This is a genomic window from Arsenicicoccus dermatophilus (assembly GCF_022568795.1).
GTDB lineage: Bacteria > Actinomycetota > Actinomycetes > Actinomycetales > Dermatophilaceae > Arsenicicoccus > Arsenicicoccus dermatophilus.
In genome coordinates this window covers 594486-611876 of record NZ_JAKZHU010000001.1, presented here as the reverse complement: position 1 = coordinate 611876, position 17391 = coordinate 594486, and the positions used below count along the sequence as shown (strand labels likewise).

Below are 17391 nucleotides of genomic sequence, written 5' to 3'. Positions count from 1 at the left end.
ACTGTGAGGCCGCATGACCGCAGTCGCCGACACGACCACGCAGATCCGTGTCGCCACCACCCCCGCCGAGATCCACGCCGCTCGCAGCCTCGTGCACCGGGTCAACCTGCAGGACCTGGGCTACGGCTACGACCCGGTGTGGCACCGTGACCTCGACCTCGCCTACGAGACCTATGTGCTGACCCGCCGCAACCTCATGCTGGTCGCTGTCGCCGACGGTCAGGTGCTCGCCTGCGGCGGCCTCCGGGTGGGCTTCCCGCAGACCTGCCTCCCGCTCCGACAGCGCTACCCGGACCCTCGGCGCGTGCTCCAGGTCGTCCGCGTGGCCACGGACCCCCGGGCCCGCCGTCAGGGGCTTGCTCGCAGGGTCGTCGAGCAGCTGATCGACGCGGCACGACGGGACCACGAGGCGAGCGTGCTCTACCTGCACACGAACGCGCGGTACCCCGGGGCCGTCGACTTCTGGACGGCCCTCGGGGGGCGGGTGGTCCTCGACGAGCGGGACACCTCAGGCGATCCGCGCCTGTCGACGGTCCACCTCGAGATCCCGCTCCGGCGCGCCTGAGGGCTCCCCCGACGTCGCGTGCGCGGCGCGCCGGAAGACGACCACGGAGTTGACCACGTCGTCGTGGGGATGCACCTCGAGGACGGGGGTCAGGGCGGTCCCGATGGCGGGGATCCCCTCCTCGTGCAGGTCGAAGGGGCAGTAGAGCAGGGCCCGCATCCCGGCCGCCGAGCGGACGAGCAGGTGGCTGTCGGCCGCCATGGCCCGGGCGGTGGCCGTCATGATCTTGGCCTTGGCCTCGGCGTCGGCGCCGACGAGCGCCGCGAGGATCACCGCGTCGCTGCCGCCGACGGGCAGGTGGCCGGCGGTGGCGTCGCCCAGGTGCGAGGTGATCTGGCGGCCCAGGCCGAGGGCCCGGATCACGTCGTGGCCGTAGGCCAGGCTGTGCGGATCCCGGTCCACGACGGTGACGGTGATGCCGAGCTCCATGGCGAGCACCACCGCGGTCAGCGGGAGCGGGCCGGAGCCGATCATCGTCACGGAGCGGACGCGCGAGCCTGCCGCATGCAGGGCGGACAGCTCCAGACGCGTCAGCCGGCGGTAGTTGTCGAGGTAGGGGAACTCCTCGAGCGTCTCGAAGGGGTCGCGCGCCTCGAGCAGGCGCCGGGCCCAGGCTGTCTCCAGCCGGGTCTCCCCGCGGCCGCACAGCTCACGCAGGTCGTCGACGGCGGCCGGCCCGAGACCTTCGTGCACCGCGGGGAAGAGTCCGGGTGGTGCCGTGAGGACCATGTCCACCAGCTCGGAGAAGAGGGCGTCGACGGTGGGGCTGGGGCGCAGGTCCGTCCGATGCAGCTCACGTCGAATCGTGCTGATCCGGTTGATGTATCGCTGAGGGCTCATGTCTCGGGACCGTACGGAGAAGCGCCCCGGCGCTCGCGCCGAGAGGTGCGCTCTGTGATAGAGGTCATGCCTTTCGGGCCTGTCGTGCACAAGTCTGTGCGTTCGCTGAGCAGTTACCTGACGAATGCCGAAAATACTGCTGGGGCCCTACGGCAACGATACGCAAGATCTTCGGCCAGGGCCGTCTAGCACCGGAGGTCCTGCCCGACCTCCTCCCCTGGGTGAACAATGGGTGAACTCTGGGCCACGACGTCAGCGTCCCGGCCGCGGTCGGTCGCAGCCCTCGCCCCGGAGGCTCCTCGGCGTCGTCGACCGCTCGCCGCAACCCCGATCCCTGACGTCGAACACCGTTGATGCGGATGACCTTTCGGTGACCCGATGACGGCGTCACGCAGGGGACGCCCTACGGTGACCGCATGCTCGTCATACCGATCCGTCTGCCGGAGAGCGACGCCGAGCGCCGTGTCGCCGCCGCCCTCAAGGACCGCCCGGGGGCAGAGCCGATCCGGGGCCTCATGCTCGTCGGGCCGAACAAACCCGCCCACGTCGACCTCCTGGTGCTCACCCCGCACGGCTGCGTCGTGTTGGAGGTCAAGGGGATTCGGGGCGACACGGGTGGTCTCGTCGAGGCTCCGCTGCAGGGCCCCTGGACCGCGGACGGGCGCCCGATGGACCTGTTCCTGCGCGAGGGAGAGATCAACCCCATCGGCCAGGCGGAGGGCTACGCCAAGCAGCTGGGCGGGATGCTGCGCGAGCACCCGACCACGCCGCTGCCGTCCGCCTTCATCCCCGCGCTGATCGTCCTGTCCCAGCACGCGAAGGCGCCGGCCTCCACGCTGCGTCTCCCCCTCCCGGCTCCCTCGACTTCGCCGAGGACCGGCACCAGGTCACCGTCGTGGCCCATCGGCCGTACGTCCCCAGCAGCAGCAGCGACCACGGCGCGAACGTCGGCCCCCTGCGCGGCTACTTCCACGCGCTCGGCCGAGACCGGCGAAACCGGGACTGGGACCTGGAGTCGGTGGCGACCTTCTGCGACATCATCGGCCTGCCGGCCGGCGTGCGCCCGAGCGAGGAGGCACTGCGGGCCGAGGGGTTCGAGCCGCGATCCTGCGTGCGCGCCTCGGTGGCGGCCGAGCGCCCGAGCCGCACGCAGCCGCTGCCGGTGCAGCCGATCGAGCCGGTGCAGCCGGCGCCGGGGCCGAGGCAGCCGGTCGCGCCACCCCCACCCACGGCCGCAGCGCCGACGCGACCCGCCGCCGCGGTGCCCCCGACCCCGCCGGCCTCGTCCCAGCCGGCGTCGAGCGCCACCGTCCCGATCACCCTCCCTCCCGCCCCGCCGGCGCCCTCCTCCGCTCCCGTCCCGCCGGCGCCCTCCTCCGCTCCCGTCCCGCCGGCGCCGTCCTCCGCAGCCGCCCCGCGGCGCGGTGCCGTCCTCGGCCGGACCGGTCGGGGTTGCCTGCTCGCCGTCATCGCCCTGGTGCTCCTCGCGGTGGTCGCCCCCTCCGTGGCCGCGATCTGGCGGGGCGTGAGCACCCTGTCAAGCACCTCGTCGCAGACGCCGACGTCGTCGCCGTCGGCGGGTGCGGCTCCACCTGCCGCCCTCACCATGCCCTCGGGCAACATCACCTGCTGGGGCACGGGGTCCGGAGTCCGGTGCACCATCACCGAGCACGACTACCGGGCGCCGGCGGCACCTGCGGCCTGCCGGGCCGCGAAGCGCTGGGGCAGCACGGTCGAGATGATCCACAACCGTCCGGCCGCCCTCACCTGCCCGCCCGCGACTCCGGCTCCGCGGGGAGTGGTGCTGCCGTACGGCCAGTCCCGCGTCCTGGGCACGGCCACCTGCACGTCCACGACGTCGTACGTCGAGTGCAAGGACGGCCCGCACGGCCTGCGGCTGGCGAGGGCGAGCTACCGCGTCTGGTGACCCGCTGGTCAGCGGACGCCCGGCGCGCAAGCAGGTTGAGGGCGTGTGGCCGCCGGAAGACCTCGAACCCGCAACCACCTGTTATTCAGAGCCGAGCTTCGGCGAAGTTCGGCTGGCTCCCGAAAATCCCGTCTCACCTGCGCGTCTTTCTCTGATCATCTCGCCCGGCCTCGGATGCGATCCGACCACCTCGGGCTCAAAGAGGTGGGCAAAAAGATGGATGCGAGGTGAAGACACCCCGCCGATCCCGCCCGCGGCGTGACCGCGCGCGGTGCCGTCGTCGGGACGCCGTGGAGTGCTCTCGACGAGGTGCTCTTCGACGCCCGCGACTGGTTCGCGCTGGACGCGGACAACAAGCGGGTGCCCGGCGTGGTGGTCACCTCCCTCGGTGCCGGCTTGGCGTTGGCGGGCCAGGGCCGGGTGGCGTCGATCGTCGGCTGCCTGCGGGCTGAGGTCGTTGCCGTCGACGTCGACCTGCCGGGACACGCCGGCTACGCCGTCATGGATGCCGTGACCCGGTGGGCCACCGACCGGGGGCTGTGGCACCTGAGCCGTGAGTCCGGGGGCGCCGCCGGCCGTGGCCACGTCTTCGTCACGGCGGGGCGATGCCGCGACGAGCTGGAGGCCTTCCTCAGCGACTGGCGAAGGAGCCTCGGCGCCTCGAGGTCCACAATCGATGTGCGCGAGTGGGTGCGACCGCTGAGCGCGCCGCACCGCACCGGCGTCATGCACCGGCCCTTCGGCGACCCTGCTCGACTGCTCGACGAGCTCACCAACCACCCGTGGGCGCGAGCTGGAGCCCCGACGAGCCGCCATCGCCGCGGGAGCTCTCGCCACAAGGCGGGCACCGGAAAGAGAACCCGCTCACGGAGCCGGCTGACCGGCGTGCAGCGCAGCATCCTCGACACGGACGCACCTCTGGTGCCGACCGCCCGTCGACGCCGCGCCCTCGACGACCAGTGGGCGACCTACCTCGCCACCGGTCGAAAGCCGTTGTGGGACAAGATGCTTGACGAGAGCGTCGACTCGTCGAACTCCACCTACGAGCTGATGGCCACCGCTGCGATGGTCCGTGCCGGCTACACGGTCGACGACGCGCGTGAGGCCATCGCGACCGCCCACCCGGAGGCGATGTCGCACGCCCGTCGTAACCCCGCCTGGTGGGTGCGATGGCAGTGGAACAAGGCCGTCGAGACGGACACCGTCTGGCGAGCACAGGCCGACCCGATGAAGCGGACGAGGCCGCGCGACGAGCCGTCCGCCGAGGTCCGGGTGGCCGTCGAGCAGGCAAGGATGCGGCTGCAGAGCCTCGCGTGGTCCACGTCGACCCGGGAGCGGCCGGCATTGCTGACGATCGGCCACACCGTCCTCGACCGCATCGAGCGCACGGGCTCCCTTCGCGTTCCCGTGCCGCAGCGCGACATCGTCCTGGACACCGGCATCACTGACCGGAAGACCATCGCGAAGCACCTACGCACCCTCGACGGCGTCGTCGGCACGCTCCACACCGACTGCTTCGACCCGGTCGGCGCCCCCGACAGCTCGAGCTACGAGTTTTCGATCGCCTCGGTGGACCTGCGAGGGGTGACGGAAATCCCTCCACCTCGTTTCTATCTCACCCCCCTCGCCCGCAAGGTCCCCCAGGGCAGCCCGCGCATCACGTACATGGTGCTGCGGGCCCTCAGCCTCGACGCCCCGCTGGACCTCGAGGCACTGGCGCACGCCGCCCAGGTGACCCACTCCCCCGAGACCCCCCTGACCACCAGCCAGCGGCGCACCCTCGTCCACGCCTTGCGCGCACTCGCCGCCGCCGGATTCGCCCAGTGCCTCCCAGACGGCACGTGGCTGCGCCTGCTCACACCGAACGAGACCGCACGCGCCGAGAGCGAGCGAGTTCACGCCGTCAGGAGCGCAGCCGTCTCCGCCGAGCGGCTCCGCTACCGCGGGACTACGACCCGTGCAGCGTCCCGCCGGGCATCCACCCGGCCGGCCCGGCGCCCGGGCGCCCGCCTGGCCGCTCCACCGCGCGGCGAGGGGCATCGCCGACCTGCGGCATCGTCAGGCCACGGGTTGGCTGTCCGCCGCCCGGGTGAGGACTGGACGGCACATGACAAAGGGCCGGGCACGTGCGCACCCGGCCCCGATCTCGCACGACGAAACGTGCGAGCGAGTACGGCAACGGTACTGGCCCCAATCCGAGGAGGCAATCGACCGCCCGGCACCTCCTCCACGCACACGTGACCTACAGCGGTCGAGCCGCCCGCCGCTCTCCGGGCACTGCCCGCCGGCTACGGACTGCCCCCGCGGCAGAACGTCACTCGGAGGCTGCCTCGGGCGTAGCGTCGAGGGTGGCGTCGACGATGGCTTCGAGCTCCTCAGGGCTAGGCAGGCGCATCTGGGACGCAGCACTGGGTTGGGTGGTGTAGTCCGCCACCGCCATGGGGGCGCTGCTGTTGGCCAGGGCATACCGGACCACCGCGTCTGACCGAGTCGCGCACAGCAACAGCCCGATCGTGGGTGCGTGCAAGTCCGGGTTGCGAAGCTTGTCGTCGACGAGAGCGACGTAGAAACCCAGTTGGCCGGCGTGCTCGGGCCGGAAGTGGTCGATCTTGAGCTCGACCACGACGTACCGCAGCTGTTCGACGTGGAAGAAGACCAGGTCGGCGTAAAAGTCGTTGCCATCGACGTCGAAGTGGACCTGCCGGCCGACGAAGGCGAACCCGCGGCCCAGCTCGAGCAGGGTGTCCGTGATGCGGTCCATAAGGGCCTGCTCGAGGTCGCGCTCGGTGGCGCGCGTGTCCAGGGCGAGGAAGTCGAAGACGTACGGGTCCTTGATGATCTGGGTGGCGCGAGCCGAGTCACCCTCGTCAAGGCGGCGATCGAAGTTCACCAGCGCCGCGCCCAGCCGTTCGTGCAGGCGCGTGGCAATCTGGTGGTGCAGCACGGCCCGAGACCAGACGTTCAAGACAGCTTGTTCGGCGTACCAGTCCCGAACGACCGGGTCGGGCACCCGGGTGAGGAGCTCTACAACGTGCCCCCATGGGAGTTGTCCAACAGCCTGTTGGACAATCTGCTCACGAGTCCACGCCGCAGCGAACCGCCGCATGGAGTGCACGTTCGCCCGCCCAAGACCCTTCATGTCGGGGAACTCCGCGCGCAGGTCGTCGGAGAACCGGTCTACGACCTTGCTCCCCCAGCCCTCGCTCTCCTGACGCTCCAGGATGGAGTGGCCGATGACCCAGTACAGCTCCAGCAGCTGCGTGTTCACGACCCGCTGCGCACGCGTGCGGGCAGCACGGATCTCACCTTTCACCCGTGCGAGGACATCCCCGTATCCCTGCGGCTCCCGCTCCAGCGACGACATGGCGTGATCCTAGGCCTCGACACACTCGCACTCCTCAGCGGCCGTCGGCCCAGCGGTGGGCCTCCACGAGGAGCACTCGGATGGTAAGACCGCAGGTGGCGCCACCATCGGCGCGGTGGCGGCGGGGACCGCCGGGTTCTACAGCGGCGGCTCCCAAACCGCCGGGTTCTACAGCGGCGGCTCCCAAACCGCCGGGTTCTACAGCGGCGGCTCCCAATCAGCACAGAGCCCATGCCTAGGCCAGGGATCCGCCTTGAGCCCCCACTCGGCCTCGCGCTCAGGCTTACTGCCAGCACGGCGGAGCACAGCGAGCAGCGTCGCCATCTTGGCGCGTCCGAGGGCCGGGCATTGCCGGCTGATCCGCGCTTGCGCGAACGTCTCGCCCAGCACCAGTTCGTCGGTCGTCAGCAGCCCAGCGCGGTCGAAGGCATCCACGATGACGTCGACTTCGGCCATGCGTGGCGTGTAACAGGGCCCACGCACGTGCCGGTGCTCAACCTTGCGGATGACGAACTCGAGATCCACGACGCGATCCGGATCAGGGAAGCGGCATGCAACGCAGACCCACCCGCTGGCGGCGCCGGCCCTCTTCTTCGGTAGCCGGTAGATGCGCTCGCCCACCTCGATCGGCTCGCCGCACAGACTGCAGACACCCGAGAAGCGGGCCTTGATCCCGAATCGCACCGCCCCTGACGGAGGACCATCGCTCATGAATTCATGATGCACTACTAGTGGGGCAGACTTCTGAGCCCAGTTACCGTGACATCGTTGGGTGCCCGCGAGACGAAACGATGCCGACCCAGAGCGCCAGCGGCGATGGGCACAGGCGCGCATCCGGGTGGGCGCGAATGTGCGGCGTCGCCGTCAGGAGCTGGGGCTGACCCAGGAGGCCCTGGCCCTGGAGTCGGGGCTCAGCCGCAACCAGCTCATCGAGCTGGAGCACGGCCGACGCGGTGTCCTGTTCGAGCGCTTGGACGATCTCGCCGTCGTGCTCGAGACATCCGCCTCCGAACTCCTCGACGCCACCACCGACGCCCGGGGAGGCGTCATCTCGCCGAGCCTCACCTGACAGCGACCAGCCACACGTCGTCTGCGACGGCCATCGCCGCCGGCGCCCTATCCGAGTAGGTCAACGATGGCACGCAAGACCCAACCCCTCCCCGACACGGACGACGGCCACGCGCGCCGGATCGTGCTTGCCGATGAGCGCACCAGAAAGGTTCTCGGGTCCCACCTGGCACAAGCCGAGGCCGCCATATCGATGGGCATGCGAATCGCACTCCGCATGCGCAGCGACGGGACCTCAGCGTTCATCCACGAGCTGGAGGGCGTCGACGAAGAACGTCTCAAATACGTTGCCACCCTCATCCGCCCGTTCACCGGGACTGCTGTCGTTCTGGTTGACGGTGGTGGTGTGGTGTTTCAGGCCGCGTGAGCGGTCTGGTTGATGGTCTCAAACTCGATGGGGGTGAACTTGCCGAGGGCTCGCTGCCGGCGTCGGCGGTGGTAGGTCTTCTCGATCCAGGTGACGATGGCCAGGCGTAGCTGGTCACGGGTAGCCCACCGCTGCTGGTTGAGGACGTTCTTCTGCAGCAGGGCGAAGAACGACTCCATGGCGGCGTTGTCCGCGCTCGTCCCGACCCGCCCCATCGACCCGGTCAGGCCGTGCGCTGTCAGCGCGGACACGTAGGTGCGGGCACGAAACTGGGCGGGTTCAACCGGTCGATGCAACACCGGCTTGTTCCAGCGATCGTAAGTGCTCGCCGAGCACTTCTGCGGGTGTCTTCCATCCGAGGACCTTGCGGGGCCGGTTGTTCAGGGTGTACGCGATGGCCTGTAGGTCGGTCGCGGTCCAGCGGGACAGGTCGGTGCCCTTGGGGAAGTACTGGCGCAGCAGCCCGTTGGTGTTCTCGTTCGTGGGCCGCTGCCAGGGCGAGTGTGGGTCGGCGAAGAACACCCGGGTGCCGGTCGCCATCGTGAACGCGGCGTGCCCGGACAGCTCCTTGCCGCGGTCCCAGGTGATCGTCGTGCGCAGCTGCTGCGGCAGGTCGCTGATCGCGGCCGTGAGGGCCTGGTTCATCGCGACGGCGCCGTACCCGCCCAGTGAGGTGCCGTTCTTGGCCGGGGGCTGCTCGCCCCACCCTTCCAGCCGGGGTAGGTGGACCAGGATCGTGGCGCGACTGTGCCGCTCGACCAGCGTCCCGATCGCCGAGCGGCCCGTCCCGATGATCAGGTCGCCTTCCCAGTGCCCCGGCACGGCCCGGTCGGCGGCCTCAGGCGGCCGCTGGCTGAGGACGACGTCGGGGGTGACGTGTCCCTGGGCCTTGTTCCGGGACCGCTCGCGCGGGTGACGCAGCGCTCGGCCGGTACGCAGGCAGGCCACCAGCTCGCGTCTGAGCGCGCCACGACCCTCGATGTACAACGCCTGGTAGATCGCCTCGTGGCTGATGCGCATGCCTTCATCATCGGGGAAGTCGATCGACAACCGTTGGCTGATCTGCTCGGGGCTCCACGCCCTCGACCAGCGCCGGTCAGCGCGTCGGGGCTTGTTCAACCCTTTCCACTCGCCGGCGTCCGGGCCGGCCACGACCGTGCCGTCCGGGTGGCAGACCTGCCCGGCGAGCCGGTCCTGGACGTAGGCGCGCAGCCGCGGGTTCGTGACCATCTTCGCGACCTTCGGCCGCTTGGCCGCTTCCTGAGCCTTCCACTGCGCCACGACAGCCCGGTACTCCAACCGATGACCACGGGTAACGGCGTTGCGGCGCAGCTCACGACTGATCGTGCCCGGGTCGCGCTGAAGCTGTCGGGCGATCGAGCGCACCCCCGCCCCCTGGGCACGCAGGATCGCGATCTCCTCACGTTCCTCGAACGACAGATACCGCCCGGACGGGGCACCAAGACTCAGCGGTGGCATCCCCCCAGCGTGACGAAACCACCGCATCCCCACCGGCACGGACACGCCCACCACCAACGCGGCCTGCGCGGTCGTGACCCCCGTCGCGATCACCCGCCAGAACTCCCGCTGCACCGCCCGCGACGGCTGCGGACGGCCCGGGGAACGCATCGGCGGCCGCAACGCCCGATCAGCACGCCACTGCCGACGCACCCCCTCGGGCACATCGCCGGTCCTCATGCTCCAATGCCCGGTCGCCACGACCCGCACCACCCTCCTGCTCAGGGTGTTGCGACGACCAGTTGAATCCGCCCTGGCTGCCGCGGTCCGAGTGGATGGTGCAGCCGGTCACGGCACGAGTGCCGCCCCTGCGCGTGACCGCCATGGTCAGGGCGTCCACAGCGAGGCTGGTGGTCATGCGGTCGCTGATCGAGTACCCGACGATCCGGCGTGACCACACGTCCTTGACCGCGCACAGGTACAGCTTCCCCTCGCCGGTGGGGTGCTCAGTGATATCGGTGAGCCACAACCGGTTCGGGGCGTCCGCAGTGAAGTCACGCTCGACCAGGTCGTCATGGACCGGTGGTCCCGGACGAGCCGCCCGGCCTCGCTTGCGCGAGTGCGCGCTGGTGATGCGCGCCTGGCTGCACAGGCGCCACACCCGTCGCTCGGACACCTGGTGGCCGGCCGCGGCGAGCTCGTCGGCGATGAACCGGTACCCGAGCCCCGGGTCATCGGCGTGGACGTCCAGGGCCGCGTTGATCGCGTACGCGTCGACCAGGTCCCTGTCACTGACCGGGTCCGCGAGCCAGGCGTAGTAGGCCTGGCGGGAGAACTTCAGCACCCCGCAGGACACCGCGACCGGGACGCCATCGGCGGCGAGGTCGGTGACCAGCGGGAACATCATTTTGGGGACTGGCCCAGCCTCAGGTTCGCCTGTGACAGGTACGCGGCCGCGCGGCGCAGGACCTCGTTCTCCTGCTCCAGCAGGCGGATCTTGCGGCGAGCTTCCTTCAGCTCAGCGTTCTCCGCCGCGGTCGTACCGGGACGGACACCGGCCTCCACGTAGGCCTTCGCAAGCCACTGGCGTAGACATGACTCGCTGATCCCGAAGTCCTTCGCAATCTGAGCGATCGGCGCCTCGCCCCGACGCGCGACCGCGATCACGTCGTCACGGAACTCCTTGGGGTGTGGTGCAGGCATGCTGACATCCTTCCAGCAGGGCCCGAAGGCCCCACAAGTCGACTGTCAACCAAATCTTCAGCAGTCCCCTTGGAGGGTGATTGCCACGGCGCGCGCCGCAGCGCCTCCGTCGGGCAGCCACACGGTCTCGTCTGCGGTCATCAGGATCCCTTCCTTGCCCGGGCGGCCATGGCCGCTCGCGCTGACTTGAGCTCCCGCCAGGGCCGGGGTACGTGGGTGAGGTTCAGGGCCGGCTCCAGCTCGCGCAGAAGTTCCCGCTCTACCTCAGCAAGCGGTGGGCAGCCCACAGGCTTGGGCCATATGGCGAGGGTGAGGTGCTCGCGCATCCACTCCGTCAACGCGGCGTCGCCATCGGGCGCCAGCGCGTAGTTCGTCGCGGCATTCTTGCCCGCGCCCCGGGGCACCGGCACCAGCCCGAGGTCCTCCGCCAGCAACGCGGCGAGGCTGCGCCGCAGGGTCGACTGGCCGGTGCGGCCTGTCGCGAAGTGAGAGCCCACGTCGCGCGTCAGCACGCTCGACTCTGACTTGCCGAGGTAGACCAGGGGTGCGTCGGCGTCGATGCCGAGCTGGCGTCGCGCGGCAACCGTCGCATGCACGGCGTACAACCCCGGCTGCGCCGCCTGGACGACGTCGACGCACGTCAGCGACGACGCGGTCACCAGCGCCTCTCGCGCCGCCGCCGAGAACTTCCCGATCGTCATGCAGCCCCTCCTACTCGCCCCGCACTCCCCCTTGTCCGCACGACGTTAGCTAGCCTCGGCCTGCCTCAGCCAAGCGCCTGAGCGACGTCACCCGTTCGCGCATCCCCACGACCCACCGCACCACTCCAGCCCTGTCATCACCACTGCTCCCGCAATTTCCCCGACCCCAGCGCTGGCCTCACGAGAACTTCCCCGATTCCGACACACCTCTTGCATTTGGAGACGATTGTTTCGTTGGGACGAAACTTGACGGTCCGCGAGGCCGCCGGGAGGATCACCGTATGGCCCCCGACGACGCCGTCACCACAGGTGGGGAGGGTGCGTCCCATAGCGTGGTGGCATTCCCGCGCTGGTCGCCGCGATGGTGCTGCTGCTGTTCAGGGGGGTCATCGCGGGTACTTCCAGGATTCCGCCAAGAACTCCAAGGACCCGCGATGACCCGTCCCCAGTCTGCCCTGTCCGCGCTCGTCGGTGAACTCCTCGCCGATCCTGACCTGGCCCGCGACGACGTGTTCCGCCGGCTGCTGCAGGCCGGGTTGCAAGACCTCGTCGACGCCGAGGCTACCGCCAAGATCGGCGCCGGCCGCTACGAGCGGACCCCAGATCGCACGACCCGCCGCAACGGCACCCGCCCCAAGACCGTGGCGACCCCGGCCGGGGAGCTGACCCTGGCCATCCCCAAGCTGCGCGAGGGCTCGTTCTTCCCCTCCCTGCTGCACCCACGCCGACGCGTCGACAAGGCCCTGTACGCCGTGATCTGCACCGCATGGATCGACGGGGTCTCCACCCGTAAGGTCGACGACCTGGTCAAGGCCCTGGGCAACGACACCGGCATCAGCAGGTCGACCGTGTCCCGGATCTGCGCCGACATCGACGACTCCGTCCACGCCTTCCTGACCCGGTCCCTGGACCACACGTGGTTCCCGTACCTGTACCTCGACGCGACCTATCTGGACGTCCGTCACGGCGGCCGGGTCGTCTCCCAGGCCGTGGTCACCGCGATCGCGGTCTCCGCCGCCGGGCGCCGCGAGATCCTCGGCATGGCCATCGGCGACAGCGAGTCCACCGACTTCTGGACCGAGTTCCTACGATCCCTGCGCACCCGCGGCCTGACGCCCTCCACACCGGCCCACCCCCAGGGCGTGGCCCTGGTCATCAGCGACGCCCACGCCGGGCTGAAGGCCGCGGTCAAGGCCGTGCTGCCCGGCGCCGCGTGGCAACGCTGCCGGGTCCACTTCGCCCGCAACATCACCCAGGTCCTCGGGTCCGCCCGGTCCAAGCCTGTTAACGCCCTGGTCAGCACGATCTTCGCCCAGACCAGCCCCGAGGCCGTCCGGGAGACCTATCACCAGGTCACCGCGTCCCTGCAGGCCTCCTTCCCCCAGCTCGCGGCCATGCTCGCCGACGCCGAGGCCGACCTGACCGCGTTCGCCGCGTTCCCCACCGAGCACTGGAAGAAGATCTGGTCGAACAACCCCGTCGAACGCTGCAACGGCGAGATCAAACGCCGCGCCGACGTCGTCCAGGTCTTCCCCAACCGCGACAGCGTCACCCGCCTCGTCGGCGCCGTCCTCCTCGAGCAGCACGAGGAATGGCAGTACGGCGAACGCCGCTACCTGTCAGACACCAGCATGCGACGACTGCTCTACACGCTCACCACCGAGAACATCCCAACCGCCATCACCACCTGAAACAACACCACCCCACGGGACTTGACCCCCTTGCTCGATCGCGGATCCCGCGCCGGGGCGATCGTGTCCTTGGCGCGGATCCCGCCGTCTCGTCCATGGATGTTCAGCTCGCCCCCACCCTGGCTGGATGCGTACGAGCGTGCAGCGTCAATGGCCTCGGCCTGCGTTCGGTGCAATGACGAAGCCCGCTGGGCTCCTTCCTTGTGCGCAGCCCAGCCGTCGTCGCGCGGAGTGACGTGATAGTTCGTCATGGTGTCGCCTTTCTGTGTTGAGGGATACACAGGCTAGAGGCAGGTACCGACAGACCCCCTATCTCCTTGCTCATGACCCGTGACTAACCGACTCGTACATGCATCATTCGAGTGGAACTTGGGCCCAGACGGCCATCTCGTGTCCGCTTCGGCGCTCTGCGAGCGATGGGTGAGTGACGGCAACTTTTCGCCGTCACCGCTCATCGTCTCGAAAGGGCACGTCATGAACTCGCACCGCATCGACCCGCTGTGGACCGCCAAGGACCTCGCCGACTACCTCGGCGTCCCCCTGCAGACCGTCTACGACTGGCGCTGGAAGCACGCCGGCCCCCAGGGCATCAAGGTCGGCCGTCACCTGCGGTTCCGCCAGAGCGACATCATGGCCTGGCTCGAGCAGCAGGCGGCCTGACCGATGGCCCGCCAAGCACTGGAGCCCGGCGAGTGGGGCGACATCACCACCACGCGCGTGAAGCTCGCCCGCGGCACCGGATACCGCTGCCGTGTCCGCTTCCGCGACTACGACGGCCGCGTACGCCTCGTCGAGCGATCCGCTCCCACCAAGCACCAGGCCCTTACGCTGCTCACCGAGTCGCTGACCGAGCTGCAGTCGCGCCAGCACGCCGTCCTCACGCCACGCGACACACTCGACACCGCCATCACGCTGTGGCTCAGCGACCTCGAGCAGCTCGTCCGCATCGGCGAGCGGTCGCCCGGTACCACCCAGACCTACCGCTTCCAGTGGGAGTCGCACGTCTCCCCCGGCCTCGGCGCACTGCGGATCAACCAGGTCACGACGCCCGTCGTCGACCGCTTCCTGCGCGACCTGCATGAGCGGGTCGGCTACGGCACCGCCAGGACGGCGCGCGCGATCATCTCCGGCGCCATGGGTCGAGCGGTCCGCGAGGGTGCGGCGCCGAGCAACCCGACGCGCGATGTGCAGCGCCTTCGGTCCACGCCCAAGAAGCCACCCCGCGCCCTCACGGAGGAGGAGCGCGCCACATGGTTCGCCGCTCTGGAGAACGACCCGCAGGCCATCCGACGCGACATCGTCGATATGTCCGCCTTCATGCTCGCGACCGGCCTACGAATCGGCGAGACCCTAGGGCTGCTGTGGAGCGAGGTCGATCTCGACCGCGGCCTCATCGACGTCACGTCGACGATCATCCGCGTCAAGGGTCAGGGCCTCATCCGTAAGGACACGAAGTCCGACGCCAGCCAACGGCCCCTCGTGTTGCCTGAGTGGTGCACGGACATCCTCCGCCGGCGGCATGCAATCGGCGTCAGCCCACATGAACCCGTCTTTGGAACGCTCGACGGCGGCTACCGCGACCCCCGCAACGTCAGCCGCTGGATCCAGGCCGCCCGCAATAAGGCCGGCCTCGACTGGGTCACCAGTCACTCCTGGCGCAAGACCACCGCCAGCATCCTCGACGGCTCGGGCCTGTCCGCACGCGCGATTGCCGACCAGCTCGGCCACTCGCGCATCTCCATGACCCAGGACGTCTACCTCGGCCGCCGGACCGTCGACCCCCGCGTGGTCGCCGCACTCCAGGCGATCGACCCCTCCACCCCCACTCCACCGCAAAAAGATGGGCAAAACGATGGATCACGTCGTCCCGGCATCGGCCGCTGAGATGAACCCGCAGTTCACAGAGCTGGAGAAGGGACTCGAACCCTCAACCACCTGTTTACAAGACAGGTGCGCTACCGATTGCGCCACTCCAGCGGGTGACGGGGCGCCGCTCGGGCGGGGTCCCGTCATACGTGCCGTTGATCCTAGCCTCCGCCCGCTGCCCGGCACGAACCCGTGATGCACCACTCGCCAGCCGCCGAGATGCCACGAGTGGCCGCGACACGCCATGCGTTCGCCGCCACTTGCCCCTACTGGCGCGCGAGGGAGGGACGCGGGCTGGCGCGGGTGGGGACGCAGCGCGAGGGCCGGGCTCCCGGGTGGGAGTCCGGCCCTCGGTGGGCTGCTGGGTCGGGCGCCGCGGCGCCCGCGATCAGCGGCGGATGTAGACGCGCACGTAGTAGCGCTTGCCCGAGCGGGTGTAGCGCTTCTTGAGGATGTAGCGCTTCTTGTGGATGCGGTGGTGGCGCTTCTTGACGATGCGCTTCTTCTTGACGACGCGACGGTGGGACTTCTTGACGACACGCTTCTTCTTGACGACCTTGCGGGCCTTGGAGCGCGAGGCGGTGGCGCCGGCGCGGCGCGAGCAGACGGGCCAGGCGCCGGGGCCCTGGACGGCCAGGACCTTCTCGGCGATGGCGATTTGCTGGGCGCGGGTGGCGCGGTTGGCGGTGGGGGCGTAGGCGCCGCCACCGAATCCGAGCCAGGTGGAGCGGGTGAACTGCAGACCGCCGTAGAAGCCGTTGCCGGTGTTGATGGCCCAGTTGCCGCCGGACTCGCACTGGGCGATCGCGTCCCAGTTGAGGGCAGCGGAGGCGGTGGGGGCGGACGCCACGGAGCCGCCGACGGTCAGGGCGGCCGCGGTCAGACCGACGGTCGCCATGTTCTTCGGGGACCGCTTGGACACGGCGCGATGCTTGGGGCTGAAACGCATGAAGTTTCCTCTCCTGACGACGCCTGTGAAGTGAGCTGTCGGGTTCGGGCGGTCAGGTGCCCGGCCGCGAGTGCGGCTTCACCCCGAGACCGTGCCGGAGCGCGGTCGAAGTGGTTCCTCCATCGCCGTCCTGACGCCCGGTCACGATGACCGGCGAGATGCCCCCGGACGACGTTCGGCGTGGGGACATGCGCGTGTGAAAGTTCCAGGTCTATGCAGTTGTGTCCCACCAGGACCCGGTCGGCGGGGCCGACGGGCGCCCGGTGAGGCTCCGTGCCGTTTGGGGGTCGGCGCGGGGTGCTCGAACACACTAGGGGCCGTGATCGAGCCGAGACAAACGTCTGACCGCGGGAGAGTCCGGGCGACGGGTGCACGCTGTGACAGACACGCCCATCCGACTCGCGATTCGCCCTGATCTAGGGGGTAAGTCCGACTACCTTGTGTAGTTTTTGTGGCCTCGATCACAGTTGGTCGTCGTCGGATGCCCGAGCGGGCCACCCGGCAGGTCGAGGACGACCGTCGGGGGTCGGCCAGCAGGCCGACCCCCGACGAGGCGCCGAGCGTCACCAGGCGCGGTATGCCGCGAGTCCTGGTGGCGCTCGACGCATCAGCTCACTCGCTCAGCGAGCGGAGAAGAGCAGCGCCCAGGTGCGCGGGCCGGGGTAGCCGTTCGCGTCCGAGCCGGTCCAGCCCAGCGCGCGCTGGAAGTCCGCCACGGCGGCGCGGTCGGCCTCGGTGAAGACCGGGCCGGGGCCGACCTTGTAGTGGCTGCCGAAGCCGCGCTTCACGAGCTGCTTGCCGAGCAGGGTGACGGCCGGGTCGCGGTGGCCGAGCACGAAGGCGTCGCGGCCGGGGAAGGCCAGGTTCGAGGCCGTGGCCCGGCGAGCCGGAGCGGCGGGGCGGGTGGCCTTGGTGGCGCGGACCTCGACGACGTGCTTCGACGCCTTGTGCGCCTTGGTGGCGCGCGGGGCGTGCTCGACGACGCGGCGCTCGGTCGAGCGCGAGGAGCGCGAGCCGTCCGCGGTGCCGGCGGAGGCGCCACCGTTGCCGCGGGTCAGGCCGGCCTTGCGGGAGCAGACGGGCCAGGCGCCCGGGCCCTGACCGGCGAGGACGCGCTTGGCGACCGCGATCTGCTCGGCCTTGGAGGCGTTCTGGGCCGAGCCGGTGCCGCCATACGCACGCCAGGTGCTGGCGGTGAACTGCAGGCCGCCGGAGAAGCCGTTGCCGGTGTTGATGTTCCAGTTGCCGCCGGACTCGCACGCGGCGACGCGGTCCCAGACGTCCCCACCCGCGGCCTGGGCCGAGGTGGAGGTGGCGACCCCGCCGACGGCGAGGGTGGCGGTGGCCAGGCCGGTGGCCAGCCAACGGGTGGGCATGGTGGTGCTGAGCATG

16 protein-coding genes, 1 tRNA gene, 3 pseudogenes and 1 riboswitch are annotated in these 17391 nt (G+C 70.0%); of the genes and pseudogenes, 9 read left to right on the top strand and 11 right to left on the bottom strand.

The window, feature by feature from the left end:
- The first annotated feature begins 13 nt into the window (after positions 1-13).
- Positions 14-565 carry a GNAT family N-acetyltransferase gene (locus MM438_RS02975; protein ID WP_241450865.1) on the top strand — a complete coding sequence of 184 codons (552 nt, stop codon included), beginning with the start codon at positions 14-16 and terminating at the stop codon, positions 563-565.
- On the opposite strand, the gene MM438_RS02970 is transcribed toward MM438_RS02975, so the two are convergent.
- A complete protein-coding gene (locus MM438_RS02970; protein WP_241450863.1) occupies positions 509-1405 on the bottom strand; it encodes a nicotianamine synthase family protein in 897 nt (298 codons plus the stop codon). The genes MM438_RS02975 and MM438_RS02970 overlap by 57 nt on opposite strands.
- Before the next feature lie 416 nt (positions 1406-1821).
- On the opposite strand from MM438_RS02970, the pseudogene MM438_RS16900 reads away from it, so the two are divergent.
- The 3 genes and pseudogenes from MM438_RS16900 to MM438_RS02960 all read left to right on the top strand — a co-directional run.
- A pseudogene (locus MM438_RS16900) lies at positions 1822-2157 on the top strand (nuclease-related domain-containing protein); the annotation flags it as partial.
- Between the two features lie 143 nt (positions 2158-2300).
- Positions 2301-3332 (top strand): hypothetical protein, encoded by a 1032-nt coding sequence (locus tag MM438_RS02965; protein WP_241450861.1) that lies wholly within the window; start codon positions 2301-2303, stop codon positions 3330-3332.
- 258 nt (positions 3333-3590) lie between these two features.
- Positions 3591-5573: a hypothetical protein gene (locus MM438_RS02960; RefSeq protein WP_241450859.1), complete on the top strand. Its 1983-nt coding sequence runs from the start codon at positions 3591-3593 to the stop codon at positions 5571-5573.
- Positions 5574-5646: 73 nt separating this feature from the next.
- Here MM438_RS02960 and MM438_RS02955 read toward each other — a convergent pair whose 3' ends face one another.
- Together MM438_RS02955 and MM438_RS02950 are read right to left on the bottom strand one after the other, a co-directional pair.
- Positions 5647-6696: a PDDEXK nuclease domain-containing protein gene (locus MM438_RS02955; RefSeq protein WP_241450857.1), complete on the bottom strand. Its 1050-nt coding sequence runs from the start codon at positions 6694-6696 to the stop codon at positions 5647-5649.
- A gap of 198 nt (positions 6697-6894) precedes the next feature.
- Positions 6895-7407 carry a hypothetical protein gene (locus MM438_RS02950; protein ID WP_241450848.1) on the bottom strand — a complete coding sequence of 171 codons (513 nt, stop codon included), beginning with the start codon at positions 7405-7407 and terminating at the stop codon, positions 6895-6897.
- Positions 7408-7546: 139 nt separating this feature from the next.
- Between MM438_RS02950 and MM438_RS02945 the strand changes: the two genes are divergently transcribed.
- Positions 7547-7765, top strand: coding sequence for a helix-turn-helix domain-containing protein (locus MM438_RS02945; protein ID WP_241450846.1), 219 nt, complete (start codon positions 7547-7549; stop codon positions 7763-7765).
- 66 nt (positions 7766-7831) lie between these two features.
- The gene (locus tag MM438_RS02940; protein ID WP_241450839.1) at positions 7832-8131 is read left to right on the top strand and encodes a hypothetical protein; all 300 of its coding nucleotides are present in this window, start codon (positions 7832-7834) and stop codon (positions 8129-8131) included.
- On the opposite strand, the pseudogene MM438_RS02935 reads toward MM438_RS02940, so the two are convergent.
- The 4 genes and pseudogenes from MM438_RS02935 to MM438_RS02920 all read right to left on the bottom strand — a co-directional run.
- Positions 8119-8406: pseudogene (locus MM438_RS02935) on the bottom strand (integrase core domain-containing protein); the annotation flags it as partial. The gene MM438_RS02940 and the pseudogene MM438_RS02935 sit on opposite strands and share 13 nt — an antisense overlap.
- 4 nt (positions 8407-8410) lie before the next feature.
- The gene (locus MM438_RS02930; protein ID WP_241450126.1) at positions 8411-9829 is read right to left on the bottom strand and encodes an IS30 family transposase; all 1419 of its coding nucleotides are present in this window, start codon (positions 9827-9829) and stop codon (positions 8411-8413) included.
- Positions 9830-9902: 73 nt separating this feature from the next.
- Positions 9903-10792 (bottom strand): annotated as a pseudogene (locus MM438_RS02925) (IS3 family transposase); the annotation flags it as partial.
- A 140-nt stretch (positions 10793-10932) separates the two neighbouring features.
- Positions 10933-11493: a GIY-YIG nuclease family protein gene (locus MM438_RS02920; protein ID WP_241450837.1), complete on the bottom strand. Its 561-nt coding sequence runs from the start codon at positions 11491-11493 to the stop codon at positions 10933-10935.
- A 434-nt stretch (positions 11494-11927) separates the two neighbouring features.
- Between MM438_RS02920 and MM438_RS02915 the strand changes: the two genes are divergently transcribed.
- On the top strand, positions 11928-13184 hold the full coding sequence (locus MM438_RS02915) for an IS256 family transposase (RefSeq protein WP_241450836.1): 1257 nt from the start codon (positions 11928-11930) through the stop codon (positions 13182-13184).
- Here the strand turns inward: MM438_RS02915 and MM438_RS02910 are convergent.
- Positions 13139-13435, bottom strand: a complete 297-nt coding sequence (locus tag MM438_RS02910; protein ID WP_241450828.1) for a DUF2188 domain-containing protein — start codon at positions 13433-13435, stop codon at positions 13139-13141. The genes MM438_RS02915 and MM438_RS02910 overlap by 46 nt on opposite strands.
- Before the next feature lie 223 nt (positions 13436-13658).
- On the opposite strand from MM438_RS02910, the gene MM438_RS02905 reads away from it, so the two are divergent.
- Together MM438_RS02905 and MM438_RS16600 are read left to right on the top strand one after the other, a co-directional pair.
- Entirely contained in the window at positions 13659-13844 is a 186-nt protein-coding gene (locus MM438_RS02905) for a helix-turn-helix domain-containing protein (protein ID WP_241450826.1), read from the top strand.
- Positions 13845-13901: 57 nt separating this feature from the next.
- Positions 13902-15068 (top strand): tyrosine-type recombinase/integrase, encoded by a 1167-nt coding sequence (locus MM438_RS16600; protein ID WP_241450817.1) that lies wholly within the window; start codon positions 13902-13904, stop codon positions 15066-15068.
- Between the two features lie 20 nt (positions 15069-15088).
- Here MM438_RS16600 and MM438_RS02895 read toward each other — a convergent pair.
- The 3 genes from MM438_RS02895 to MM438_RS16130 form a co-directional block, all read right to left on the bottom strand.
- Positions 15089-15161: transfer RNA gene (locus MM438_RS02895), tRNA-Thr, on the bottom strand.
- A 277-nt stretch (positions 15162-15438) separates the two neighbouring features.
- A complete protein-coding gene (locus tag MM438_RS16135; RefSeq protein WP_277627911.1) occupies positions 15439-15999 on the bottom strand; it encodes a transglycosylase family protein in 561 nt (186 codons plus the stop codon).
- Between the two features lie 5 nt (positions 16000-16004).
- Positions 16005-16152, bottom strand: a riboswitch (cyclic di-AMP (ydaO/yuaA leader).
- A 467-nt stretch (positions 16153-16619) separates the two neighbouring features.
- Positions 16620-17390: a peptidoglycan-binding protein gene (locus tag MM438_RS16130; RefSeq protein ID WP_277627910.1), complete on the bottom strand. Its 771-nt coding sequence runs from the start codon at positions 17388-17390 to the stop codon at positions 16620-16622.
- Between the last annotated feature and the right edge of the window lies 1 nt (position 17391).

Bases quoted from the DNA above. Each gene is read 5' to 3' on its own strand.
- MM438_RS02910 (WP_241450828.1), bottom strand. From the start codon at position 13,435: ATGACGAACTATCACGTCACTCCGCGCGACGACGGCTGGGCTGCGCAC.
- MM438_RS16130 (WP_277627910.1), bottom strand. From the start codon at position 17,390: ATGCTCAGCACCACCATGCCCACCCGTTGGCTGGCCACCGGCCTGGCC.
- MM438_RS02930 (WP_241450126.1), bottom strand. From the start codon at position 9,829: ATGAGGACCGGCGATGTGCCCGAGGGGGTGCGTCGGCAGTGGCGTGCT.
- MM438_RS02920 (WP_241450837.1), bottom strand. From the start codon at position 11,493: ATGACGATCGGGAAGTTCTCGGCGGCGGCGCGAGAGGCGCTGGTGACC.
- MM438_RS02905 (WP_241450826.1), top strand. From the start codon at position 13,659: ATGAACTCGCACCGCATCGACCCGCTGTGGACCGCCAAGGACCTCGCC.
- MM438_RS02955 (WP_241450857.1), bottom strand. From the start codon at position 6,696: ATGTCGTCGCTGGAGCGGGAGCCGCAGGGATACGGGGATGTCCTCGCA.
- MM438_RS16135 (WP_277627911.1), bottom strand. From the start codon at position 15,999: ATGCGTTTCAGCCCCAAGCATCGCGCCGTGTCCAAGCGGTCCCCGAAG.
- MM438_RS02950 (WP_241450848.1), bottom strand. From the start codon at position 7,407: ATGAGCGATGGTCCTCCGTCAGGGGCGGTGCGATTCGGGATCAAGGCC.
- MM438_RS02915 (WP_241450836.1), top strand. From the start codon at position 11,928: ATGACCCGTCCCCAGTCTGCCCTGTCCGCGCTCGTCGGTGAACTCCTC.
- MM438_RS02940 (WP_241450839.1), top strand. From the start codon at position 7,832: ATGGCACGCAAGACCCAACCCCTCCCCGACACGGACGACGGCCACGCG.
- MM438_RS02970 (WP_241450863.1), bottom strand. From the start codon at position 1,405: ATGAGCCCTCAGCGATACATCAACCGGATCAGCACGATTCGACGTGAG.
- MM438_RS02975 (WP_241450865.1), top strand. From the start codon at position 14: ATGACCGCAGTCGCCGACACGACCACGCAGATCCGTGTCGCCACCACC.